Origin of the sequence: Nocardia terrae (assembly GCF_009760405.1) — a bacterium.
Classification (GTDB): domain Bacteria; phylum Actinomycetota; class Actinomycetes; order Mycobacteriales; family Mycobacteriaceae; genus Nocardia; species Nocardia terrae.
In genome coordinates this window covers 62,812-86,878 of the sequence record NZ_WRPP01000001.1, presented here as the reverse complement: position 1 = coordinate 86,878, position 24,067 = coordinate 62,812, and the positions used below count along the sequence as shown (strand labels likewise).

At 68.0% G+C, this 24,067-nt stretch carries 17 protein-coding genes; 7 read left to right on the top strand and 10 right to left on the bottom strand.

Annotated features, from left to right (window positions below):
• Nucleotides 1-37: 37 nt before the first annotated feature.
• Both fadD32 and GPX89_RS00405 read right to left on the bottom strand, forming a co-directional pair.
• Nucleotides 38-1,912 (bottom strand): long-chain-fatty-acid--AMP ligase FadD32, encoded by a 1,875-nt coding sequence (fadD32, locus tag GPX89_RS00410; protein WP_157354436.1) that lies wholly within the window; start codon nt 1,910-1,912, stop codon nt 38-40.
• A 144-nt stretch (nt 1,913-2,056) separates the two neighbouring features.
• Complete coding sequence (locus GPX89_RS00405; protein WP_157354435.1) at nt 2,057-3,301, bottom strand: KasA/KasB family beta-ketoacyl-ACP synthase; 1,245 nt, start codon at nt 3,299-3,301, stop codon at nt 2,057-2,059.
• 302 nt (nt 3,302-3,603) lie between these two features.
• On the opposite strand from GPX89_RS00405, the gene GPX89_RS00400 reads away from it, so the two are divergent.
• Nucleotides 3,604-4,605: an acyl-ACP desaturase gene (locus GPX89_RS00400; RefSeq protein WP_328601371.1), complete on the top strand. Its 1,002-nt coding sequence runs from the start codon at nt 3,604-3,606 to the stop codon at nt 4,603-4,605.
• Nucleotides 4,606-4,681: 76 nt separating this feature from the next.
• Here the strand turns inward: GPX89_RS00400 and GPX89_RS00395 are convergent, their stop codons facing one another.
• From GPX89_RS00395 to GPX89_RS00385, 3 genes are all read right to left on the bottom strand, one after another.
• A complete protein-coding gene (locus GPX89_RS00395; protein WP_157354433.1) occupies nt 4,682-6,031 on the bottom strand; it encodes an MFS transporter in 1,350 nt (449 codons plus the stop codon).
• 59 nt (nt 6,032-6,090) lie between these two features.
• Nucleotides 6,091-6,819: an ArsR/SmtB family transcription factor gene (locus tag GPX89_RS00390; protein ID WP_157354432.1), complete on the bottom strand. Its 729-nt coding sequence runs from the start codon at nt 6,817-6,819 to the stop codon at nt 6,091-6,093.
• Nucleotides 6,820-6,902: 83 nt separating this feature from the next.
• The gene (locus GPX89_RS00385; protein ID WP_328601370.1) at nt 6,903-7,514 is read right to left on the bottom strand and encodes a YbhB/YbcL family Raf kinase inhibitor-like protein; all 612 of its coding nucleotides are present in this window, start codon (nt 7,512-7,514) and stop codon (nt 6,903-6,905) included.
• 143 nt (nt 7,515-7,657) lie between these two features.
• Between GPX89_RS00385 and GPX89_RS00380 the strand changes: the two genes are divergently transcribed.
• Nucleotides 7,658-8,161: a PaaI family thioesterase gene (locus GPX89_RS00380; RefSeq protein WP_157354430.1), complete on the top strand. Its 504-nt coding sequence runs from the start codon at nt 7,658-7,660 to the stop codon at nt 8,159-8,161.
• A gap of 18 nt (nt 8,162-8,179) precedes the next feature.
• Here GPX89_RS00380 and GPX89_RS00375 read toward each other — a convergent pair whose 3' ends face one another.
• The 3 genes from GPX89_RS00375 to glpK (GPX89_RS00365) all read right to left on the bottom strand — a co-directional run bounded on the left by GPX89_RS00375 (nt 8,180) and on the right by glpK (GPX89_RS00365) (nt 12,499).
• Complete coding sequence (locus GPX89_RS00375; protein ID WP_157354428.1) at nt 8,180-9,010, bottom strand: MIP/aquaporin family protein; 831 nt, start codon at nt 9,008-9,010, stop codon at nt 8,180-8,182.
• Nucleotides 9,011-9,239: 229 nt separating this feature from the next.
• Nucleotides 9,240-10,916: a glycerol-3-phosphate dehydrogenase gene (glpD, locus tag GPX89_RS00370; protein WP_328601369.1), complete on the bottom strand. Its 1,677-nt coding sequence runs from the start codon at nt 10,914-10,916 to the stop codon at nt 9,240-9,242.
• A gap of 44 nt (nt 10,917-10,960) precedes the next feature.
• A complete protein-coding gene (gene glpK, locus GPX89_RS00365) occupies nt 10,961-12,499 on the bottom strand; it encodes a glycerol kinase GlpK (RefSeq protein ID WP_157354424.1) in 1,539 nt (512 codons plus the stop codon).
• A 150-nt stretch (nt 12,500-12,649) separates the two neighbouring features.
• On the opposite strand from glpK (GPX89_RS00365), the gene GPX89_RS00360 reads away from it, so the two are divergent.
• The 3 genes from GPX89_RS00360 to GPX89_RS00350 are packed head-to-tail and all read left to right on the top strand — an operon-like array spanning nt 12,650 to nt 15,798.
• The gene (locus GPX89_RS00360; RefSeq protein ID WP_157354422.1) at nt 12,650-13,414 is read left to right on the top strand and encodes an IclR family transcriptional regulator; all 765 of its coding nucleotides are present in this window, start codon (nt 12,650-12,652) and stop codon (nt 13,412-13,414) included.
• A 25-nt stretch (nt 13,415-13,439) separates the two neighbouring features.
• Nucleotides 13,440-14,954, top strand: coding sequence for a glycerol kinase GlpK (gene glpK, locus GPX89_RS00355; protein ID WP_157354420.1), 1,515 nt, complete (start codon nt 13,440-13,442; stop codon nt 14,952-14,954).
• A 10-nt stretch (nt 14,955-14,964) separates the two neighbouring features.
• Complete coding sequence (locus tag GPX89_RS00350) at nt 14,965-15,798, top strand: DUF72 domain-containing protein (protein ID WP_157354419.1); 834 nt, start codon at nt 14,965-14,967, stop codon at nt 15,796-15,798.
• Nucleotides 15,799-15,898: 100 nt separating this feature from the next.
• On the opposite strand, the gene GPX89_RS00345 is transcribed toward GPX89_RS00350, so the two are convergent.
• Nucleotides 15,899-18,490: an ATP-dependent Clp protease ATP-binding subunit gene (locus GPX89_RS00345; RefSeq protein ID WP_157386858.1), complete on the bottom strand. Its 2,592-nt coding sequence runs from the start codon at nt 18,488-18,490 to the stop codon at nt 15,899-15,901.
• Nucleotides 18,491-18,690: 200 nt separating this feature from the next.
• Between GPX89_RS00345 and GPX89_RS00340 the strand changes: the two genes are divergently transcribed.
• On the top strand, nt 18,691-19,974 hold the full coding sequence (locus GPX89_RS00340; protein ID WP_157354418.1) for a M20 metallopeptidase family protein: 1,284 nt from the start codon (nt 18,691-18,693) through the stop codon (nt 19,972-19,974).
• A gap of 10 nt (nt 19,975-19,984) precedes the next feature.
• On the opposite strand, the gene GPX89_RS00335 is transcribed toward GPX89_RS00340, so the two are convergent.
• Nucleotides 19,985-20,212, bottom strand: coding sequence for a hypothetical protein (locus tag GPX89_RS00335; RefSeq protein ID WP_157354416.1), 228 nt, complete (start codon nt 20,210-20,212; stop codon nt 19,985-19,987).
• 269 nt (nt 20,213-20,481) lie between these two features.
• On the opposite strand from GPX89_RS00335, the gene GPX89_RS00330 reads away from it, so the two are divergent.
• A complete protein-coding gene (locus GPX89_RS00330; protein WP_157354414.1) occupies nt 20,482-24,045 on the top strand; it encodes a BTAD domain-containing putative transcriptional regulator in 3,564 nt (1,187 codons plus the stop codon).
• Nucleotides 24,046-24,067: the final 22 nt, after the last annotated feature.

Here is a 24,067-nt window from a genome sequence, read left to right as displayed (position 1 = left end):
GGGCCCCGCCTTTCGACGGGGCCCACGCGGCGAGATGTCATTCCGCCACGTCGGGGAACGCCTGCTGGCGGTGGCCGCCGCGCAGCGTCCCCTCCAGGTAGGCGGCCTTGCAGGCCCGGCGTGCGATCTTGCCGCTGGAGGTGCGGGGGATCGAACCCGCGGGCACCAGCAGCAGGTCCCGGACCGTGACACCGTGACGTTTGGCGATGGCCGCGCGCACGGTCTCGGTGATCGGCTCCGGGTCGAGTTTGGCCGCGCCCGTGCCGCGTTCGGCCACGATGACCAATTGCTCGGCCGCGCTGCCCCGATCGGCGACATCGACGGTCTCGACGGGCAGCTGGTTGCCGGAGACGGAGAAGGCGGCCACGAAACCCGGACGCAGGGCGGTGCTGGACTCCTGGGCGGAGTACTCCAGATCCTGCGGGTAGTGGTTGCGCCCGTCCACGATCACCAGATCCTTGACGCGGCCGGTGATGAACAGTTCGCCGTCGTAGTACGTGCCGAAATCGCCGGTGCGCATCCAATTCGCCTCGGGCTCCGCGCCTTCGGCGTGCGAGTTGGCCTGCCGCGAGGTGAGCCGGTTGTGGAAGGTGGCCTCGGTCTCCTCGGGGCGACCCCAGTAGCCGCGGCCGATGTTCGCGCCGTGCAACCAGATTTCACCCACCTCGCCCTCGGGCTTCTCCGCGCCGGTCTCCGGATCGACGATGACCGCCCACTGCGACAGCGCCACGTAACCGCAGGACACTTGGGCCACAGCGTTTTCCGCGTGCTCGTCCACTTCGACCATGCGTCCGGCATTGAGCTTGGTGCGGTCCACCCAGACGGTGCGGGCCTCGTCCTCGCGCTTGGTGGCGGAGACGAACAGGGTCGCCTCGGCCATGCCGTAGCAGGGCTTGATGGCGGTCTTGGGCAGGCCGTAGGGGGCGAAGGCGTCGTTGAACTTCTTCATCGAGGTCACCGACACCGGCTCGCTGCCGTTGATCAGGCCGATGACATTGGACAGGTCCAATTCCTCACCGGGCTTGGGCAATCCGCGCGCGGCCGCGTGCTCGTAGGCGAAATTCGGTGCGGCGGCGAAGATCTCCGCGCCGTCCTCCTGGGCCGCGAGCTCCTTGATCCAGCGGTAGGGCCGCCGCACGAAGGAGCTGGGCGACATGATGGTGATGTACTTGCCGCCGATGGTCGGCAGGATGACCGTGAGCAGGCCCATGTCGTGGAACAGCGGCAGCCAGGTGACGCCGCGGGCCTTCTCGGTGATGCCGATGGCGTCGATCATCTGCAGCAGGTTGGTACCGACCGCCCGGTGTGTGATCTCCACGCCCGCCGGCGTCCGCGTGGACCCCGACGTGTACTGCAGGTAGGCCACATCGTCCATCTCGATCCGGGGCCGGACCCAGCTCTCACCCACATTGTCCGGAATCGCCTCGACCGCGATGATGCGCGGCCGCTGCGGCGCGGGCAGGTGTTTGAAGATCTCGCGCACCCCGGCCGCGGCCGAGCCCACGGTCAGAATGGCCGCGGGTCCGCAGTCCTCGAGCACCGCGTGCAACCGGTCGGTGTGGCCCTGTTCGTCCGGATCGAACAGGGGCACCGCGATATTGCCCGCGTACACCGCGGCGTACATGGCCACGATGTAGTCGAGTCCCTGCGGTGCCAGGATGGCGACACGGTCGCCCGGCTGCGTCACCTGCTGCAGCCGGGCCGCCACCGCGCGCAGCCGGACGCCGAAGCGGTTCCACGTGATGTCGTGGTACTCGCCGTCGCGCTCGCGCGAATAGTCGATATAGCGGTATGCGAGCTCGTCCCCGTTGACCTCGGCGTGCTTGTCGACCAGGTCCACCATGGTCTGGTTCTCGGGGAGTTTGATGTTGCCGTGCTCGTCCAGAACGTCTTCGAAGGTCTCGCCGATCATTCCCTATCCTTCTTCAACTCACAGTCGAGAACTGTGTAGTGACACCGAACAAAGATCGACACCGAAAGCCCGAATGTAGCTGGGGGCTGGGGAACTCTAGCAGGTGCCGCATTCCCGCGTCACTGAGTACGGGCCAAGCTGAGCTCAGTAGCGACCGAAAGCAATGGCCACGTTGTGCCCGCCGAAGCCGAAGGAGTCGTTCAGGGCGTAGTCGAACGTGCCGCTGCGCGCTTGGCCTTTGACCACGTCAAGGTCGATCTCCGGGTCCTGATTCTCCAAATTCAGTGTGGGCGGGATGATTCCGTCCCGCACGCTGAGCACGGTCAGGATCGACTCCAGCGCACCGACCGCGCCGATGGAATGTCCGAGAGCGGACTTCGGCGCGTACACCGCGGCATGATTGCCGACGGCTTGCTTGATGGCGTTCGCCTCCGCGGTGTCGCCGATCGGCGTGGCGGTGGCGTGCGCATTGATGTGGGACACATCGGATTTGGACAGCCCGGCGTACTCCATCGCGCGTGTCATCGCCCGCGCCGCGCCCGTCCCCTCCGGATCCGGGGCCACCAGGTGGAAGCCGTCGGAGGTGATGCCCGCGCCCATGATGCGCGCGTGGATGGTCGCGCCGCGAGCCTTGGCGTGCTCCTCGGTCTCGATGGTCATGAGCGCACCGGCCTCGCCGAACACGAAACCGTCGCGGTCCATGTCGAAGGGGCGAGACGCGCCCTTGGGATCGTCGTTGCGAGTGCTCATGGCGCGCATCATGGAGAATCCCGCGATCGGCAGCGCCTGGATGGATCCTTCGACACCTCCGGTCACCACCATGTCGGCATCGCCCATGACCACCATCCGCCAGGCGTTGGCGATGGCCTCGGCGCCGGACGAACAGGCCGAAACAGGCGTCGACACACCGGCCCTCGCGCCCAGTTCGACACTCACGCACGCGGCCGCGCCATTGGGCATGATGGCTTGGACCGCCATCGGCGGCACCTTGCGGTAACCACCGTTGACGAGCTTGTCGCGCGCGGACATCAGCACTTCCGCACCGCCGAGGCCGGTGCCGATGGAGACCCCGAGACGATCCTTGTCCACCTCGGGATTACCGGCGTTGGCCCACACCTCACGGCCGAGCACCAGCGCCATCTGCTCCACGTAGGACAGGCGGCGAGCCTCGGGCTTGGTCAGCAGATCGGTCGGGCACACCTTGAGGTGGCCGCCGATGCGGACCGGGAGGCCGAAATCATCCAGGAAGCTGTCCTCCAGGACGTCGATCCCGCTCTCCCCGTTGAGTAGTCCCTTCCACGTCGAGTCGACGTCTCCCGCGATAGAGGTGGTCGCCGCGAGGGAGGTAACGACAACACTGGGGAACTTCCGGCGGTTGGGCGTCTGCATGTTCACTCTCCGTAGCAATGCTTCGGCGAACCAGCTTTCGATCCGCGTGGGCTGTCAAGGACTGGTGTGCAACTAGCGAGCGGGCCCGGCCAGGAACGCATCGGCGGGGTATGAAGCCAATCATCGGCGAACTGGGCTAGATTATCCGAGGCGGAGCCGACCAGTCTCATTAAGCGACACGCGGGCATCCCTTTTCAATCCCCGGGTCCCCTCCGCCGCGGCACCGTCCGCCGATCTCCAGCATTCTGTTCTCCACCATCATTCTCGCAGCGTCGAGCCATTTCGAGGGAGGGCACACGATCGTGGCCAGGAGTCTCACGCAGTTGGAGCTGCTCATCGAGCTGGAGCCGATTGCCGAGCAGAATGTGCATCGCCATCTAGCGATGGCCAAGGACTGGCACCCGCACGACTACGTGCCTTGGGATCTGGGTCGCAACTTCGCAGCTATGGACGGCGTGGATTGGGATCCAGAACAGTCCAAGCTCAGCGAAGTCGCCAAGGCGGCCATGATCACCAACCTTCTCACCGAGGACAATCTGCCCAGTTATCACCGGGAAATCGCGGAGAACTTCTCGCAGGACGGGGCCTGGGGCACGTGGGTGGGCCGTTGGACCGCCGAGGAGAACCGCCACGGCATCGTCATCCGCGACTACCTGGTGGTGACCCGGGGCGTGGATCCGGTGGCGCTGGAGCAGGCGCGCATGGTCCATATGACCAACGGGTACAACCCCGCACATCTGATCAAGAAGCACGGCGAAGGTCGAGTCAATGTCCGAGCCGATGCCGGATTCATGCATTCCGTCGCTTATGTGACTTTTCAGGAATTGGCTACTCGCGTTTCACACCGCAATACCGGCAAAGTTTGTAATGACCCCATAGCGGACCGCATGCTGCAGCGCATCGCCGCCGACGAGAACCTGCATATGATCTTCTACCGCAATGTCTGCGGTGCGGCTCTGGACATCTCGCCCGACCAGGCCATCGACGCCATCACCAATATCGTCACCAGCTTCCAGATGCCCGGCATGGGCATGCCCAACTTCCGCCGCAACGGCGTGCTCATGGCCAAGCACGGCATCTACGACCTCCGCCAGCACCTGGAGGAGGTCCTGCTCCCCAACCTCAAGAAGTGGAACATCTTCGACCGCACCGACTTCGGCTCCTTCGGCGACCGCCGCCGCAACGAACTCGGTGAATTCCTCGACAAGCTCCGCGCCGACGTGGTCCGCTTCGAGGAACAACGCGATCGCTCCCTCGCCCGCGAGGCCGCCCGCGCCGACAAGAACTCCGTCCTCATCGGCTGATCGTCGACCTCACGGCTGCTCGTCCAGTGGCACACCATCGAGGAATTCGGGACAAATCCCCTCGATGGTGTGCCACTCAGCGTTTCGGGAGGGTGCGGGCGAGGACAGCGGCGGCCAGGAAGACGAGGGCGGCGGCTGTCAGGGGGAGGGCGATGCCGCCGGGGGCGAGGATCAGCAGGGAACCCAGGAGCGCCACGCCCAGAGCGGATCCCAGCTGGCGGGCGGCGTTGAAGGCGGCGCCGGCCAACCCGGCGTTCGCAGGACCGGCGGCCGACACCGTCACATGTGTCGCGGCCGGCATGGTGTAGGCCATGCCGAATCCGATGAGCAGCAAGGGGATCGCGATCACGGCGAACGGGGTGTGCGGGCCGATGCAGGCCAGGCCGGCCAGACCGGCCGCGCCCGTGGTCAATCCGGTGACGATGACCGTGCGGGGACCGAGCCGAGCGGCGTGACGACCGCCCAGGGTGGAGGCCAGGATGCCGATCGCGGCCTCGGGGAGCAGCGCGAAACCGGCTGCGGTGGGCGAATAGTGGAGGTGACGCTGCAGGTAGAGGCTGATCACGAACAGCTGCCCGTAGAAGCCCAGGTTCTGGGCCAGGCCGACCCGGGTCCCGACGGTGAAGGCCCGCGATCGCCGGAGTCCGCTGGGCAGCAGCCCCTTTCCGGTTCGGGCCGCGTACCCGCTCAGCGAGACTCCCACGGCCGCCGCCACCGCGGCCGCGATGAGCGGGCTCACCGCGACGGGCCGGGCGCCGGCGAGAATCGCGGTCGCGGTGACACCGGCCATGGCGATGACCGTCGCCACGTGGCCGAGCACCGGAATCCGTTCCGCCGCACCGGGTACCGATGGCACGTTCCGCTGCAGCAAGACCGCCGTGACCACGCAGACCGGCGCGTTGATGGCGAAAATAGCCGGCCACCCGAGGTTTTCGGACAGCACGCCACCGAGCACCGGACCGCAGCTGGCGGCCGTCGAGCCGATCGCACCCCAGATTCCGGTGGCGCGAGCGCGGGCGGTGTCGTCGGGATAGGTGTAGCGAATCAACGCCAGTGAGGCCGGAATCAACAGTGCCGCACCGATTCCCTGCACCACCCTCGCGGCCACGAGCATGCCGACATCCGGCGCGGCCGCGCAGGCCAGCGAGGCCAGCCCGAAGAACGCCAGGCCCGCCTGGAACGAGCGCCGCGGCCCGAACCGGTCCGCGAGTCCCCCGCCCAGCATGAGCAGCGCGGCGACCGTGACCGTGTACCCGTCGACCACCCACTCCAGCCCGGTCACGGTGGTGTGCAGCCCGACCGCCATCCGGTCCAAGGCGACCGCCACGATCGTGGTGTCGAGAATGACCAGGGCGAACCCCGCCGAGATCGCGGTCAGCGCGAGCCCCCCGTGCTCCGTCCGAGCCGATTCCAGTGTCGAAGTCATGTATCCACCCTGGCCCCGAAACCCTTCGGCCCGAGCCGAACCATGCGCCGCAAAGGTCGTTACGCGGCGTACTTGTCCATGATCGCGGCCCGGTCGACGCTCACCGTGCGATCCAGTGCTTCCCAGCCCTCGGGGGTGAATGCGACAGCGCGCGGGGTGTTTCCGGGTGTGCACCATCGGCGGTCGAGCATGCGGCGCAGGATCAGCGCACCGAGTCCACCGGCCAGGTGGTAGCGGCGCTCGGACCAGTCCAGGCACACCCGCACCGCGGGCCGGCGCCCGAATCGGCGCAGATCCGTTGCGGTGATGCTCAATTCGTCGAGGAGAGGGTGCGAGCGGTCGCCCGTGGTCCACTGGCCGCCGGTGACGTTCAGCAGCTGTCCGTCGCACAGTGCGTCGAACACGGCCACGCCGACGGCTCCGGCCAGATGGTCGTAGCAGGAGCGCGCGATCTTCAGGTCCCGGCTCGCTCGCGCGCCGCGCAGCGACTTGACCGGCCGCACCGAGGAGATCAGCGCCATCGACTCGATCACCTGCACGACCTCGGGCATGGCAATGCGGTAATACCGGTGCCGTCCCACCCGTTCCACCCCCAGCCAGCCCTGATCGACCATCTTCCCCAGGTGCTCGCTGGCGGTCGCCGCACTCACCCCGCCCGCCCGCGCCAACTCCCCCGCCGGTTGTGCCCGCCCATCGGCCAGCACCGTCAGCATCCGCGCCCGCGCCGGATCCGCCAGCAGCCGTGCGGCCCCGGAGATGTCCACATCGCCGTCTCTGATCGGTTCCATGCCTCCAGTCTCCCGCCCCCATACTTCGGCGCGCGCCGAAGCATGCGCGGCGTCGATCCCGAGGGACGGCCGGTCGTGTCGGCCTACTGCTGGGCCGTCACCGTCATGCGCGCGTAGCCGATGATGCGGTGGTTGAGGGCGAAGGCGGCCAGGGCGGGTGGGGTGTTGGCGGGTAGGCCCAGGCTGGGAGTGTCCAAGGCCAGCACGGTGATCCAGTAGTGGTGCAGGCCGTCGCCGGTGGGCGGGCAGGGGCCGAGGTAGCCGGTCATGCCGAGGTCGTTGGTGCCGGCGACGGCGCCGGGGGCCGCGGCGAGATCGGTGGCCGAGGCCGGGATATCCCAGCTCAGCCAGTGCCACAGCCCGCTGCCGGTCGGCGCGTCCACGTCGAACATGGTGACCGCGAAGCTCTTCGCGTCGGCGGGAGCCCCCGACCACTGCACTCTCGGGGCCTGGTTGCCTCCGGTGCACCCGTTGGAGTTCGCCCACTGCGCCTGCGGCACGGGCTGCCCGTCTTTGAGATCCGGGCTGGAGACGTCGAATTTCTTGGCAGAATCCGGGATGCCCGATCGAACCGTCGGCGTACCCGCCGACGTGGTCGAGGCCGAGTGGTCGTTGCTCGATCCGCAGGCTGTCGTCCCGGCGGCCACGGCCAGGACTCCGCAGACAGCGGCTAGCGAGCGTGCGATGCGGTTCACGCGAGCATCTTCCCACCGCGTCCACAATCTGAAACCCGATTCCCGATATATGGGATGAATCGCGGGTGTCGCCCGGCGCGCCGGAAAACGAACCACCCGTCACGGGTTGCGCAACAGATTCGAATCTGGGTTAACTTCTAGACATGGACCACGACCGCGGCACCGCGCCGTTGCCGCTGGGCGATCTCTTCGCCGAGGGGCCCTTTCCACCGCATCACCACGGCTGCTTCGGCTGCGGACCGTCCAATCCGGCTTCCCCGCGGATCACCTTCGAGCGCCACGGCGACACCGTACGCGGCACTTTCACCATGGATGAGCGGCATCAGGGCGCGCCCGGCGTGGCACACGGGGGCATTGTCTCCGCGGCCCTGGACGAGGGGTCCGGCGCGATCCTGGTTCCGCTTCAGCAGCCCGCCGTGACCGTGAAACTCGACGTCAGCTTCCTCGCCCCCGCGCGATTGAATCGAGAATTCGTAGTCACTTCGATGCTGCGGGCCAGGGAGGGTCGCAAGCTCTTCATCGAGACCACGCTGACCGATGGCGACACCGTGATCGCCACCGGTCATGCGATTTTCGTGGAGGTGGCTCCCGAGCACTTCCTGCGCCTGGGTGCGACCCCGGGCGAACTCTCCAGCGTGGGAGTCTGATTCAGCGCCGCGTGGGGCCTACATGTACCACTGGGCCACGAGGCCCGCGAGCGCACCGCCGACGAGCGGGCCGAGCACCGGCACCCAGGCGTAGGACCAGTCGGCATTCTTCTCGGTGGAGGACACCGGGTCGCCGGGGTTCTCCTCGAGGACGCGCTGACCCGCACCACCCGCGGCCACACCGGCCGGAACCCGTTCCGGCGCCACGCTCGCCGCGCGGCGGGTGGGCAGCAGGGCGTAGGCGATGCGCGGACCCAGGTCACGGGCCGGGTTGATGGCGTAGCCGGTCGGGCCGCCCAGGGACGCGCCGATGCCGACCACCAGCAAGGCCGCCGCCAACGGGCCGAGGCCGCTGGGGGTCTTGCCGAAGGCGAGGATCACGAAGACCAGCACGAAGGTCGCGATGACCTCGGTGAGGAAGTTCCAGGTATAGGAGCGGATGGCCGGGCCGGTGGAGAACACGCCCAGCTTCTTGCCCTCGTCGGGCTCCTCGTCGAAGTGCTTCTTGTAGACCACGTAGGCCGCGCAGGCGCCGAGGAACGCGCCGACCAGCTGACCCGACAGGTAGGCAACGGTATTGGTGAAGTTCACCTCGATACCGGGGGCGTATTCCTTTGCGCCCGAGAACAGATTGCCGATCGTGACCGCGGGGTTGAGGTGGCCGCCGGTCTTGTAGGCGACGTACACGCCGCCGAAAACGCCGAGCCCCCAACCGAAGGTGATGAGCAGCCAGCCGCCGTCGAAACCTTTCGACTTGGCCAGCACCACGTTGGCAACCACACCGGCGCCCAGAAGTATCAGCACTCCGGTGCCCAGTGCCTCACTGACAAAGATAGAGCTGAAGCCCATTGATTCGCCTTCCGATCGGCGTCCGATGCCACTCTGAACCAGACTCTACGGTCTTTCGCTCAGCAAACCTTTAGAAACACGCTAGAGGTAAACGGACGCCGAACACAAGTTCCGTAAATTAATTACGGCGCAAGGCAATTCGGCTCACAAGATACGGCTGTAGCGCCGCGCGGGAATCGCCCGTGCGGCGCTACAACTCGATATTCGAAATCGGGCGGTGCGTCCGGAATCAGCCGACGGCGATCAGGCGAGCCGCGTTGGCCGCCTCGTCGTCCTTCTCCTCGTTCGCGGCCAGCTCGGCGTGCACGCGATCGAAGTACCGGTTGATCTCGTTGTTGGTGCGCTCGTCGGTCCAGCCCAGGTGCGGGGCGATGAGCCGCGCGATCTCCGGGGCCGCCTTCAGGCCGCGGTCGGAGACCTCGATGGAGATGCGGGTGCGGCGGGTGAGCAGGTCGTCCAGGTGCAGCGCGCCCTCGTGGGTGGCGGCGTAGACGGCCTCCGCGGCCAGGTAGTCCTCGGCGCCCGGAATCGGCTCGCGCAGTTCGGGAGCCGCGGCGATGAGGCCGAAGATGTCCTCGGCCAGCGAGCCGTAGCGGCCCAGCAGGTGCTCCACCGTCTCCACCGGCAGCTCGGCGCGCGCGGCCACATCGGCGACGGAGTCCAGCATGTCCTGGTAGCCGACCGCGCCCAGGATGGGCAGGTTGGCGGTCACCGACGGCGCGACATCGCTGCCCAGGCGCTCGGCGGCGGCGTCCACCACGTCGGCGGCCATCACCCGGTAGGTGGTGTACTTGCCGCCCGCGATGACGAACAGGCCGGGAGCCGGCTCGGCCACCGCGTGCTCGCGCGACAGCTTCGAGGTCTCCTTGTTCGCGCCGGTCATCAGCGGCCGCAGGCCCGCGTAGGTGCCGACGATGTCGGCGCGGGTGATCGGTTCGCGCAGCAGCGAATTCACGTGGTCGAGGATGTACTGCACGTCCGACGCGGTGGCGGTCGGGTGGTTCTTGTCCAGCGACCAGTCGGTGTCGGTAGTGCCGATGATCCAGTGCTCGGCCCACGGGATCACGAACAGCACGGACTTCTCGGTCTTCATGGCGATGCCGGTGTCCATGTTCAGCTTCTCGCGCGGCACCATGATGTGCACGCCCTTGGACATGCGCACGTGGAACGGGAAGTCCACGCCGGTCATCTTGATCATGTCGTCGGTCCACACGCCGGTCGCCGAGATCACGGTCTTGGCCCGGATGCTGTGCTCCAGACCGGTTTCCAGATCCACGACCTTCGCGCCCACGACCTTCTCGCCGTCGCGCAGCAGGCCGGTGACCTTGGTCCGGGTCAGCACGGTCGCGCCGTGCTGGGCGGCGGTTCGGGCGATGGTCATGGTGTGGCGGGCGTCGTCGACCTGGGCGTCGTAGTAACGGATGGCGCCGGTCATGGCGTCTTCCTTGAGCGCCGGGGCCAATTCCAGTGCGCCCGAACGGCTCAGGTGCTTGTGCATGGGCACCGAGCGCGCGCCGCCCATGGTGTCGTAGAGGGCGATGCCGGCGCCGATGTAGAAGCGCTCGTAGTGCTTCTGCAGCGGGAACAGGAACGAGACCGGGTGCACCAGGTGCGGGGCCAGCTTGTTCAGCAGCAGCCCGCGCTCCTTCAAAGCCTCACGGACCAAGGCGAAGTCGTACTGCTCCAGGTAGCGCAGGCCACCGTGGATGAGCTTGGAGGAACGGCTCGAGGTACCGGCGGCGAAATCGCGCGCCTCGACCAGGGTGACGGACAGACCGCGCGAGGCGGCGTCCAAGGCGGCACCCGCTCCGGTCACTCCACCACCGATCACGAGCACGTCGATTTCGGTGTCGCCGAGCGAATCAATCGCCCGGGCGCGGTAGGCGGGATCCAGTTGTGCGGACACGAAATACTCCTTGTTATCGGTGAGGTGAAGCTTGGTGCGACCGGTCATCGCTTCTGGTCGTCGTCATCGTCGAGATCGACCCATTCGAGGGTGCGCGACACGGCCTTGAGCCAGCGCGCGTAACCCTTCTGGCGCGCTTCGTCGGTCATGGCGGGCTGCCAGTTCTTGTCCTCGTGCCAGTTGGCGACGAGTTCGTCTGTGCTGCTCCAGAATCCGACGGCCAGACCGGCGGCGTAGGCCGCGCCGAGCGCGGTGGTCTCGGCGACCACGGGCCGCGAGACCGGCACGCCGAGGAAGTCCGACTGGATCTGCATGGCCAGTTCGTTGGCGGTGACGCCGCCGTCCACGCGCAGGGTGTCGAGCTTCACGCCGGAGTCCTGCTGCATGGCCTCGACCACGTCGCGGGTCTGGTAGGCGATGGATTCCAGTGTGGCCCTGGCCAAGTGGGCATTGTTGCTGTAGCGGGACAGGCCCACGATCACGCCGCGGGCGTCCGCGCGCCAGTAGGGCGCGAACAGGCCGGAGAAGGCGGGCACGAAGTACACGCCGCCGTTGTCGGCCACCTGGTTGGCGAGGTTCTCGACCTGCGCGGCGCCGGCGATGATGCCGAGCTGATCGCGCAGCCACTGCACCGCGGAGCCGGTGACCGCGATCGAACCCTCCAGCGCGTACACCGGCTTCTCGTCGCCGAACTGGTAGGCGACGGTGGTCAGCAGGCCGTGCTTGGAGCGCACGATCTCCGGACCGGTGTTCAGCATGAGGAAGTTGCCGGTGCCGTAAGTGTTCTTGGCCTCGCCGGGCCGGAAGCACACCTGGCCGACGGTGGCGGCCTGCTGGTCGCCGAGCACGCCGGCGATCTTCACGGCGCTCTTGAACGGACCGTCCGGGTTGGTGGTGCCGAAGCCCTCCGGATTCGACGACGGCGCGATACGCGGCAGCATGGCGCGCGGCACCCCGAACACCGCGAGCAATTCGTCGTCCCAGTCCAGGGTTTCGAGATCCATCAGCATGGTGCGCGAGGCATTGGTCGGATCGGTGATGTGCACGCCGCCGTGGACGCCGCCGGTGAGGTTCCAGATCAGCCAGGTGTCGGGGGTGCCGAAGAGGGCGTGGCCGTTCTCGGCGTCTTCCCGCACGCCGGGGACATTGTCGAGGATCCACTTGAGCTTGCCGCCGGAGAAGTACGGTGCGGGCGGCAGACCGGCCCGTTCGCGAATCAGATCGCCGTGCCCGGCCTTGTCGATGTCGGCGACGATGCGATCGGTGCGGGTGTCCTGCCAGACGATGGCGTTGTAGTACGGGACGCCGGTGCGGCGGTCCCACACGATGGTGGTCTCACGCTGATTGGTGACACCGACCGCGGCCAGATCGGCGGCGGTGAGGCGGGCGCCGGCGAGGGCGCTCTTGATGACGGTGCGGGTGCGTTCCCAGATCTCCGCCGGATTGTGTTCGACCCACCCGGCCTGGGGAAGGATCTGCTCGTGCTCGAGCTGATGGCGGGCAACCACATTGCCCCCGTGATCGAACACCATGAATCGCGTGGAGGTCGTGCCTTGATCGATGGCTCCGACATACTGCGTCATCGCGGTCCTCTCCAGAAACTCGTCGTTGAGTTCATTTACCCAGGTGGGCGCGGGGTTCAGCGGGCCCGACGTCCACGCTACGAAGTGGAACGTCCGGAGGACAGGCAACGCGTTCGACAATGCTGAACGGTTTGCTGATAGGTTACGAACATGCCCGGACCGATTCAGTCGATCGAGCGCGCCGCGGCCATTCTGCGGCTGCTCGCGCGCGGATCCGGGCGCATGGGCGTCGGGGAGATCGCCTCGGCGCTCGGCCTGGCCAAGCCGACCGCGCACGGCATCCTGCGAACGCTGCAGGGTGTGGGTTTCGTGGATCAGGACGCGGTGAGCGGCAGATATCAGCTGAGTCCGGCGCTGCAGGATCTCGGGTCCGGGCGGCTGGACGCCAACGAGCTGCGGTCACGGGCCATCAACCGGGCCGACGCCCTGGCGGCGCGCAGCGGTGAATCGGTGCGGATCGCGGCGCCCGTGGACGGCGGAGTGGTGGTGATCCATCACGTCTTCCGGCCCGACAACACCGAGCAGGAACTGGCCGTGGGCGAGGAACTGCCGCCGCACGCCACGGCGCTGGGCAAGGTGCTGCTGGCCTACGACGGGGAGCTGGCCGAGGCGGCGCGCGAGGGCGGGCTGCCCGCGCTCACCCACCGGACCATCACCGACCCGGTCGCCCTGCGCCGCGCCATCTCCGATGTGCGGCGCACCGGGTGGGCCGGGGACATCGGTGAATACCGTTCGGGCGAGGCGAGTCTCGCCGCGCCGATTCGCTCCCGGGGTGGTTTGGTGGTCGGTGCCATCGGCATCACCGGGCCGATCGATCGGCTCTGCGACGGGCAGCTGCGTTTCCGGCCCGCGCCGATCGCCCAGGTGCGCGACGCGGCGGCCGCGGTATCGCGGGATCTCGGTGGCACGCAATGATTTTCCCGGACAGGAGCAGGCTCGGATGACGCAACGCTATGTGCTCGCCATCGATCAGGGCACCACCTCCACCCGGGCCATCCTCTTCGACCAGCGGGCCCGGCTGACCGGGGTCGCGCAGCGCGAGCACAAACAGCACTACCCCCGGCCGGGCTGGATGGAGCAGGACGCGCTCGAGATCTGGCGCAATGTGGAGCGCATCGTGCCCGCGGCACTGCGGGATTCGGGGATCACCCTGGATCAGGTGGCGGCGGTGGGGATCGCGAACCAGCGCGAGACCACGGTGGTGTGGGACCGCAAGACCGGGACCCCGATCGGGCGGGCGATCGTGTGGCAGGACGTGCGCACCGAGGAGCTCGTCGAGCGCATGCGGGAATCCGTTGGGGCGGAACGGATTCGGGAGCTGTGCGGATTGCCGCTGGCGACCTACTTCGCCGCGCCGCGGCTGCGCTGGCTGCTGGACCGGACGCCCGGGCTGCGGGAGCGGGCCGAGCGCGGCGAGGTGTTGTTCGGGACCATGGAGACCTGGCTGATCTGGAACCTCACCGGAGGAGCCGATCACGGGGTGCACGTCACCGACGTGACCAATGCGGGGCGCACGCTGCTGATGAACCTGTCCACGCTGGCATGGGACGACGAACTGTTGCGGTTCTTCGACATTCCCAAGGCCATGCTGCCGCGCATCCAGCCCTCGACCGGCGAGTTCGGGACCGCGCGGCGGGTGTTGCCCGGGGTGCGGATCGCGGCCGCGCTGGGGGATCAGCACGCGGCGCTGTTCGGGCAGACCTGTTTCGCGCCGGGTGAGACCGAATGCACCTATGGCACAGGCGGATTCCTGCTCATGAACACCGGGCGGGAACTGGTGCGGTCCAAGCACGGGCTGTTGACGACCATCGGGTATCAGATCGGTCCGGAGCCGGTGTACGCACTGGAGGGGCCGATCGCGGTGACGGGTTCGCTCGTGCAGTGGCTGCGCGACAATATCGGGCTGATCGCCAGCGCGCCCGAGATCGAAACCCTCGCCGGGACAGTGCAGGACAACGGCGGGTGTTATCTCGTGCCCGCCTTCTCGGGGCTGTACGCGCCGCACTGGCGCAGTGACGCGCGAGGGCTGTTGATCGGGCTCACGTCGTATATCACCAAGGGGCACATCGCCCGTGCGGTGCTCGAGGCGACGGCCTGGCAGACCCGGGACGTGGTCGAGGCCATGAACGCCGACTCCGGGCTGCACGCGGGGGCGCTGCGCGTGGCGGGCGGCATGACCTCCGACAACCTGCTCATGCAGATCGTCGCCGATGTCCTCGACATACCGGTCATGCGTCCTATCGTGGCCGAGACGGTGTCGCTGGGCGCGGCCTACGCCGCGGGCCTCGCGGTCGGCTATTGGCCGGATCTCGAGGGCCTGCGCCACAATTGGCGGGTCGCCGCACAGTGGCTGCCGCGCATGGATCCGGCGCTGCGGGTAGAGGAGTACGACAACTGGAAGCGGGCCGTGGAGCTGACCTTCGGGTGGCTGCGGCCGAAGAAGTCAATGACATAACGTTGTTCTCATGCGGCTCTACGTCGGTTGCGCAATGTGGCAACACCCGAACTGGCAGGAGAAGCCGCTACCCCCGGCCGAACGTCTGCACAACTACGCCTCCTGGTGCAATGCGGTGGAGGGCAACACCACCTTCTACGCGACGCCGCATCGCCGGACCGTCGAATCCTGGTCCCGCCAAACCGATCCCGACTTCCGCTTCGTGATGAAGCTGCCCCGCACCATCACCCACGACCGCCGCCTCACCGGCATCGACGACGAGATGACCAATTTCCTCGACGCCATCGAACCGCTCGGCCGCCGCCTGCACGCCCTGTGGGTCCAGCTCCCCGCCTCCTTCGTCAGCCTGCCCACCCTCGCGAGCTTCCTCGACGGCCTGCCCGCCCACTATCGCTGCGCCGTCGAGGTCCGCCACCCCGTCTTCTTCGAAAACCCCCGCGCCACCGCCCAACTCGAATCCGTCCTGGAAGCCGCGGGCGCGGAATGGATCCCCTTCGACACCACCGTCCTGTTCACCGGCCCGGCCACCAGCCCCGCCGAAGCCGAGGCCCGCGCCAAGAAACCCCACAACCCCCGCCGCACCCGCGCCCTCACCGAATTCCCCATCGTCCGCTACCACGGCCGCGACGACGTGGCCGCCACCGTCGCCGGCTGGCAACCCTGGATCGACACCACCGTCGCCTGGCTCCGCGAGGGCCGCTCCCCCACCATCTTCATCCACACCCCCGACAACGCCGGCTCCCGCACCCTGGCCCGCCGCTTCCACGCCGAAGTCCGCGACCGCCTCCCCGACCTCGAACCGCTCCCCGACCCGATCCCCACCGACCCGATGACCCTGTTCTGACCATCGCCCGGCCGAGGCGGATCGCGCACAGGCCCCCCATCGACCGCGCAACGCCGCGCCGGATGGGTTCCGGCGCGGCGCTTTTCGCGGGGAGAAGGTGTCAGTTCTTGCTCGCGGTGGACTTTCCGCCGGAGGACTTGCTGGTGCCGGTCTTGCCGTGGCCATTGCCGTTGGCGGGCTTGGGTTTACCGCTCTTGCCGGTGGTCATGATGGACTCTTCGGTGAGCTTGGCGTCGGTTTTCTTGCCGCCGGTGTGGTGGATGGCCTGGATCTGGAGGCCGGTGTCGTCGGCGTCGATGCGGACGGTGTCGCCGGGGGCGAGGGCGCCCTCGAGGAGTTTCTTGGAGAGGGCGTTGTCGAGTTGTTTCTGGACGGTGCGGCGTAGGGGGCGGGCGCCGAACTCGGGCTGGTAGCCGTTGTCGGCGAGCCAGTCCATGGCCTTGTCGGAGACGTCGAGGGCGATGTCCTGGGCGTGCAGGCGGCGGCGGGTGCCGTCGAGGACGAGGCCGACGATATTGCGGAGCTGGGTCTTGTCGAGGCGGTGGAAGATGATCTGCTCGTCGAGGCGGTTGAGGAATTCGGGGCGGAACTGCTTGCGCAGGCGCTCTTCCAGCTGCGGGGTGATCGAGTCGAGGTCGCCGTCCTTGGCCGACAGGATGAGGTCGGAGCCGATATTGCTGGTGAGGATGACGATGGTGTTCTTGAAATCGACCGTGCGGCCCTTGGAGTCGGTGACGCGGCCGTCGTCGAGCAGTTGCAGCAGGACGTTGAAGACGTCGGGATGCGCCTTCTCGACCTCGTCGAACAGGATCACCGAATACGGTTGCCGCCGTACCTTGTCGGTGAGCTGGGCGGCGTCGTCGTAGCCCACGTATCCGGGCGGCGCGCCGACCAGCCGCGAGACCGTGTGCTTCTCCTGGAACTCGCTCATGTCGAAGCGGATGAGCCGGTCCTCGTCGCCGAAGACGGTCTCCGCCAACGCCTTCGCGAGCTCGGTCTTGCCGACGCCGGTCGGGCCCAGGAACAGGAATGATCCGACGGGCCGGTTCGGGTCCTTGAGCCCGGCGCGGGCGCGGCGCACCGCCTCGGCGACGGCGACGATGGCCTCGTCCTGGCCGACCACCCGCTGGTGCAGATCGTGTTCCAGCTTCAGCAGTTTCGCGCGCTCCTCGGTGGTGAGGTCGGCGACCGGGATGCCGGTCTGGCGCGAGACCACCTCGGCGATATCGGTGATCTCGACCGTCGGGATCGAGGTGCGGTCCACCTCGTCGGCGGTCTTCTTCTCGGTTTTCGCGATCTCGGCCTTGATCTTGTTGGCCTTCTCGTAGTCCTCGGCGGCGACGGCCGCGTCCTTCTCCCGGTTCAGGTGCGCCAGTTTGTCTTCCAGCTCACGGACCTTGGGGTCGGGGGTGCGCTCGCGCAGCCGCACCCGTGCGCCCGCCTGGTCCACCAGGTCGATGGCCTTGTCCGGCATGAACCGGTCGGTTATGTAGCGGTCCGACAGCTCGGCCGCGGCGACCAGCGCCTCGTCCAGATAGCGCACCTGATGGTGTTCCTCGTACACGTCGGAGAGCCCGCGCAGGATCTCGATGGTGTCGGCCACCGACGGCTCGGACACCATGACCGGCTGGAAGCGCCGCTCGAGCGCCGCGTCCTTCTCGATGTACTTGCGGTACTCGTCGATGGTGGTCGCGCCGATGGCGTGCAGCTCGCCGCGGGCCAGGGCGGGTTTGAGCATGTTCCCGGCGTCCATGGAACCCTCGCCACCGCCGCCCGCGCCCACGATGGTGTGCAGCTCGTCGATGAACACCACCAATTCGTCGGAGTGCGCGCGCACTTCGTCGAGCACCTTGGTCAGCCGCTCCTCGAATTCGCCGCGGTACTTGCTGCCCGCCACCATGGAACTCACGTCCAGCGCGATGACCCGGCGATCGGCGAGGGTCTCGGGCACATCGCCGTTGACGATGCGCTGGGCCAGGCCCTCCACGATCGCGGTCTTGCCGACGCCCGGATCACCGATGAGCACCGGATTGTTCTTGCGCCGCCGGGAAAGGATCTCCACGGTCTGCTCGATCTCCTCGGCCCGGCCGACCACCGGATCCACCTTGCCCGCACGGGCCTCGGCGGTGAGGTCGCGACCGTATTCGTCGAGGGTCGGCGTCTCCGAGGGCTCCTTGGCCGTGGTGGGCGCGGGCATCTTCGCGCCCGAAAGCGCCTGGGCGGCCGGGCTGTCGGGCAGGCCCGCGATGCCGAGCAGAATGTGCTCCGGTCCGATGTAGCTGCTGCCCGCCTCGGCCGCGCTTCGCTGCGAGTTGCGCAGGGCCAGCTTGGCGGCCGGGCTCAGGGCCAGGGCGTGGTCGCCGCCGTGCGCGCCGACGCCGCTGCCCGCGGCGGTCCGCATCTGCTTGCGCAGTTGTTCTGGGTCCCGGCCGATTTCGGCGATGATGCTCTTGGACGGCTCGATGCCGGCGGCCGCGTGGAGCAGGTGTTCGGGGGTGATCTCGGTGCTGCCCCAGTCGTGCGCGGCCTTGCGGGCGTCCTCGACAACCTGTTTGGCGCTCTCGCTCAGCAAACGGCTCAGGTCGATGCGCTGCACCGGGGGCTGGCGGGACATTCCGGACCCGAAGAAGCGGTTGAAGATGTCGTCGAAGGAGTCGAAAGAACCCATCGAACTGGGCCAACCCTGGGTCATGGTCACCTCGCGGCTCGGGTGACACATCGGCGCGACTCTTTTTGGCAACGAGCCAGCCGACGCGTCAGCTAACGGATGGCGAATTCCTGATCCACAGTAGTAGCCTCGGCTCGGACGGCATATGGCCGTAACGACTTTGTTTTGGATCCGGTGGGCCCTTGCCCAACCGTCGGAGTTCCGACCGATCGAACGGAGTCCGGATGAGCTCGATCTACGACGACCTCGACACCCGCGCGTCGGCGGTGGCCCGGCAGGTCGTGCAGTGGCGGCACCATCTGCACGAGCACCCGGAGCTCTCCAACCGCGAGGTGAACACCGCGGCGCTGATCACCGATCATCTGAAGTCGTTGAGCCTGGACGAGGTTCGCACCGATATCGCCGGGCACGGCGTGGTCGGGGTGCTGCGGGGCGGGCAGCCGGGCGAGCGGGTCATCGCCCTGCGCGCCGACATCGACGCGCTACCGGTGCCGGATCTGTGCGGGGTGCCGTTCGCCTCGCATGTGGTGGATCAGAAGTATCCGGGCGGGCCGTTCCCGGTCTCGCACGCCTGCGGGCACGACTGCCACACCGCCATGCTCATGGGCGCCGCCGACGTGCTCGCGGGTGCTCGCGAAAACCTGCCCGGCACGGTGCTTTTCGTGTTCCAGCCCGCCGAAGAGGGCCCACCGGTCGACGAAAAGGGCGGTGCGAGTGCGATGCTCGCGGAGGGCGCGCTCGACCATCCGGCGCCGACCATGGCGTTCGGATTCCACGTGGTGCCACTGCCCAAGGGCTACATCGGCTATCGGGTCGGCAATCAGTTCGGCGCCTCGTGCCTGGTCAAGATCACCATCACCGGTCAGCAGGTGCACGGGTCGACGCCGTGGATGGGCATAGACCCGATGCCCCCGGCGGGCGCGATCCTCACCGGAATCGGCCAGATCTACCGCCAGATCAGCGCTTTCGACCCGGTCACGGTGAGCATCGGGCACGTCGAGGATGTCGGGCGGTTCAATATCATCGGCCAGACGGTGACGCTGTGGGGCACCGTTCGCTGCACCGTGGAGAGCGATATGGGCGAGGTCCAGCAGCGCGTGCGCACCCTGGCCGTCAATACCGCGCAGGCCTACAACTGTTCGGCCACAGTCGAATTCCTGCAGGACGTACCCGCCGTGCACAACGGCCAGGGCTGGATGGACGCCGCGCTGCCCACCTTCCGGCGGGTGGCGGGGGACGACAAGGTCGTGCCGACCCCGCCCACCCTCGGGTACGACGACGTCTCGGAGTTCGTCAACAAGTACGGCGGGCTGTATGTGACGCTGGGCGTGCAGGACGTGAACATCGACGTCGCAACGGGTATGCCGCTGCCGACCCCGGGCGGACGGGGGCTATTCATGAACCACAACCCGCACTTCTACGCCGATGACGACACCCTGGTGACCGGGGTGCGATTACACGCGCACGTGGCCTACGACCATCTCAGCGGCGCGCTGGTGCCGAAATAGCCGCTGCGGGTCAGCGTCCCGCGACGACCGGCATGAACGGCGCGTAATCGCGGACGTGGCCCTCGGTCCAGTCCCACAGCGAACTCGGGTCGACGGCCACGCCGCGCTGCAGCATCAGTCGCCAGCCGTCCTCGCGCTTCTCCCAGATATCGCCGTCGCGGTCCACGTACACGCCACTGCGTTGGGGCTCGATGCCGGTCTCACCCGTTCCTGCGGGGAAATCCAATCGCTTCGCCACACCAACCATCCCCTTGTATCTCGGGTTTGCTTCCAATCAGAAGTATTCTCCCCGCTTCTTGCGGTTCACTTCCGGCCGGGTTGTGTGACATATTCCTACTGTTAGCATTGGAAACAATTTTCCGTACCACACGGTCTTCTTCATCGACGCGGCCGTCCATAACTATCCGACAACTATCCCGCAACCTTTTGGCATCTTCAGGTTTTTGAGGGATAGTGCTCTTCTTGCGGCGAACGTCCAGTTCGCTTCCGGTCGCAGGAGGACAACCGATGGCAGGCGCGGAGCTGAGAGTTCTCGGCCCGCTGCAGCTGTCCGTCGACGGCCGCGACACCGCGCTCGGGACCCCCATGCAGCGAGCCGTGCTGGGCCGCCTCATCGTGGCCCACGGCCAGGTCGTGAGCACCGAGCGACTGATCTACGACCTGTGGTCCGGGCATCCGCCGCCCAAGGCCGCCGCGGTGCTGCAGGTGCACATCCACACGCTGCGCCGGCTGTTCGAACCACAGCGCGCGCGGCGGGCGCCCTCCCGATTCATCGTGTCCGAATCCTCGGGGTACGCCCTGAAGATTCCCGAGAACGCCGTCGACGCATGGCATTTCGAGCAACAGCTGCGGACCTACCAGGAACTCGTCGGCAATCCCGATATCGACACCGATCCGGCCGAACGCAACGCCCTGCTGGAAGCCGCGCTCTCGCTCTGGCACGGCCCCGCCCTCGAGGCCTTCGCCGAGGCCGACTGGGCCGTCGCCGAGGCCGACCGCCTCACCGACCTCTATCTCACCGCCGTCGAACTCAACGCCCGCACCGAACTCGAACTCGGCCGTTCCGGCGAAGTCGTCCGCGAACTCCGCCAGCTCTTCGAGGACCACCCCGGCCGCGAGGAAATAGTCCGCCTCCTGGCCCTGGCCCAATACCAACTCGGCCAGCAGCTGGAGGCCCTCACCACCATCCGCCGCTCCCGCGAGTTCCTCGCCACCCACTTCGGCGTGGACCCCTCCCCCGCCCTGCGCGACCTCGAACTCGCCATCCTCAACCACTCCGCCACCCTCACCGCGGCCTCTCCCCTCCCGGCCACCCAGACCGCGGTCATCACGGTGCCCACGGATCCGACTGCCGCGCAGCCACACTCGACGACGGGGTATGCCGACCCGGATGTCACCGGAGTGTCCGGCGCCGACGCCGTCGTCGGCGGCGCGGCGGCGATCGCCGCCCCGGCGACCGAATCCCACAGCGCCACGGGCTATGTCTCCGAGCTGTCCGAACTGCTCGGCACCGCCGAGGCCGCACGCGACGGCCATCTGCGGCTCGCCTGGGTGTCCGGCGAGGCCGGGATCGGCAAGTCCGTGCTCGCCGAGGCCACGCTCTCCGCCCTCGCCACCGCCCGCTGGATCGTCGCGACGGGCACCTGCCCCGAAATCGACGGTGCGCCCATGGCGTGGGCCTGGTCCGAGATCCTCAGCACCCTCGATGCCACCACCGGCGGGCCGGCACCCGTGCCGGACCCACCGACATCTCCACCTGCGGCCGCACCGACGGCGGCGGACGTGTTCGGGCTGGCGCGCGTGATCGCCGAGAAATGCCGGCGGGCGGCGGGTTTCGCTCCGGTGGCACTGGTGCTGGAGGATGCGCATCGGGCCGATCCCGCGACGTTGCAGGTATTGCGGCAGGTCGCGAGTTGGTTGCGGGACGAGCCGGTGTTCGTGCTGGTCACCATGCGGCGGTCGGAAAGCGTTGCCGCGACGCACAATACGGTCGCGGCGCTGGCGCAATTCACCGGTGCGTGGGTCGAACTCGATGGGCTGGATCCCGCGGGGACCAGAGATGTCGCGCTGGCGGCCGGGGTCGGCGAGATCGACGACGCGCGGCTCGCGCAATTGCACAGACGGACGGGCGGCAATCCGCTGTTCGTCCGCGAGCTGGCGAAACTGCTGGCCGCACAGGGCAATCCGGATGAAGTCCCGGACTCGATCCGGGAGCTGATCGAGGATCGGGTCGGGCAACTGCCGACCGGCGTGGCCGAGGTGCTGCGACATCTGTCGATCTGGGGCGAGAGCGTCGATCTCGCCATTCTCAGCGCGGCCACCGGGCTGGACGAGGACACCGTGATCGATCTGGTGACGGCGGCTGAGGCGGCCGGGCTGGTGGAGTCCGGGGGCAGCGGCAGCATCCGATTCGAGCACGGACTCATCCGGGACGCGGTGTATGTGAGCATCCCGGCGCTGCGGCGGGGGCGGATGCACTGGGCGGCATTGGAATTGCTGGAGCGGGACGGGGCGATGTTCCCGGCGGTGGCACGGGATCCGGACGTGCTGGCCCGGCATGCCGTTCGGGGCGCGACGGCCGAAAACGCCTCGCGGGCAATCGAGTACGTGGAGCAGGCGGCGGAGCTGCGCAGCCACAGCGGGATGCGCAGTGCCAGTGTGCGGCTGCTGCGGTCCGCGGTGGAGCTGCATCGGCTCGCGCGGCACGATGCCGATCACGCGCCGGTGGCGGATCGAATCGCGTTGCTGCGGACCCGGTGCGCGCTCGTCACCGCGCTGGCCTACGACAATCGGCATCGCGAGGCGCAGGCCGAACGGGATCGGGCGCTCGCCCTGGCCGAGCGGCTCGATGATCCGGATCTGCTGGTGCGGGCGCTGACCTGCTGGCGAGCGCCGGTGATCTGGGCGATCCGCGATTGGCGCGAGCCCGACCAGCACATGCGCCGCGCGCTCTCGCGCGCACTGGCCCGGCACGGCGTCCATCCCTCGGTGCTGGCCCTGCTCGAGACCACGGGCATCGGGAAGGCCGCGATCGATCATCGCTCCCCCGCCTGGCGGGATGCGGAACTCATTGCGGCGACGGCCAATTCATCCGACGCGGCGGACGGCGACCTGGTGTTGCTGCTGGTGGCGGCGACCTTCGAGACCGGGCTGGTGGAATTCTCGACCGGGCATCGGCTGGCCGCCGAGGCGCTCGCGATCGCGCGCCGGACCGGGGATCCCGAATTACTGTGCGCCGCCATCAATGCGGTCACGTATCTGGCTTTCGAGTACGACGCGGAGTTCTCCGAGCTGGTGACCGAGTTGGAAGCCGTGGCCACGGCGGCGGGGCTGGCCGAGTATCGGGCGCTCTCGCATTATCTCGGTTATCGGGCCGCGCTGGCCCGGGCCGACCTGCGCGAAGCCGGGCAGCGGGCGGCGGCCGCGGTGGAGTTCGCCGACGAAGGGCAGTTGCAGCCGTTGCTGGATATGGTCGGCTGTTTCGCGGCCACCATGGAACTGTTGCGCGGCGACATCGAGCTGGCGGACGGGCTCTACGCGCAGTTCACCACGCGCACGCGACGGTCCGGGGTCGCCAATCACGCGGAGGCGGAGTTGTTCTGCGCGTTGGCGGTCGGCTGGGCGCGCGGGGACCTGGGCGGGCTTTTGCCTCGGCTCGCGAACGCCTATGCGGCCCTGCCCGCGGCCGCCGCCCCGGCGTACACGCTCGCGCTGCTCCGGACGGGGCAGCACGAGCGGGCGCGGATGGTCTACGAGAATTCGGATCCGATTGCGGCGGGTTTCTATCCGGTTCTCATGTCGGCCCTGCGGGCGGTAGCGGCGATCGAGCTCGGCGACATTCCAGCAATTTCACGGCTGTACGAATACCTGGCCCCGCACGGCGGGACCCTCGTCGGTGTCGAGACCGGTATGACCGAGTTCGGCCCGATGGATTCGATCCTGGCGGCACTGGCCGAGGCCAGGGGCGACGCCGAGGCGGCCGCGGCGCATCGCGACCGCGCCGAACGCCTGCTGGAAAGGATTCGCGCGGAACTTCCCGTGCCATTAGCCGGATATGTCGGGAGCCGATGACCATCGGTCATCGGCTCCCGCC

Coding starts and splice junctions, on each gene's coding strand:
- GPX89_RS00390 (WP_157354432.1), bottom strand. CDS start 6,819: ATGGAACCGATCAGAGACGGCGATGTGGACATCTCCGGGGCCGCACGG.
- GPX89_RS00395 (WP_157354433.1), bottom strand. CDS start 6,031: ATGACTTCGACACTGGAATCGGCTCGGACGGAGCACGGGGGGCTCGCG.
- GPX89_RS00345 (WP_157386858.1), bottom strand. CDS start 18,490: ATGACCCAGGGTTGGCCCAGTTCGATGGGTTCTTTCGACTCCTTCGAC.
- GPX89_RS00405 (WP_157354435.1), bottom strand. CDS start 3,301: ATGCAGACGCCCAACCGCCGGAAGTTCCCCAGTGTTGTCGTTACCTCC.
- GPX89_RS00360 (WP_157354422.1), top strand. CDS start 12,650: ATGCCCGGACCGATTCAGTCGATCGAGCGCGCCGCGGCCATTCTGCGG.
- GPX89_RS00375 (WP_157354428.1), bottom strand. CDS start 9,010: ATGGGCTTCAGCTCTATCTTTGTCAGTGAGGCACTGGGCACCGGAGTG.
- GPX89_RS00350 (WP_157354419.1), top strand. CDS start 14,965: ATGCGGCTCTACGTCGGTTGCGCAATGTGGCAACACCCGAACTGGCAG.
- glpK (WP_157354420.1), top strand. CDS start 13,440: ATGACGCAACGCTATGTGCTCGCCATCGATCAGGGCACCACCTCCACC.
- glpK (WP_157354424.1), bottom strand. CDS start 12,499: ATGACGCAGTATGTCGGAGCCATCGATCAAGGCACGACCTCCACGCGA.
- GPX89_RS00380 (WP_157354430.1), top strand. CDS start 7,658: ATGGACCACGACCGCGGCACCGCGCCGTTGCCGCTGGGCGATCTCTTC.
- GPX89_RS00330 (WP_157354414.1), top strand. CDS start 20,482: ATGGCAGGCGCGGAGCTGAGAGTTCTCGGCCCGCTGCAGCTGTCCGTC.
- GPX89_RS00340 (WP_157354418.1), top strand. CDS start 18,691: ATGAGCTCGATCTACGACGACCTCGACACCCGCGCGTCGGCGGTGGCC.
- fadD32 (WP_157354436.1), bottom strand. CDS start 1,912: ATGATCGGCGAGACCTTCGAAGACGTTCTGGACGAGCACGGCAACATC.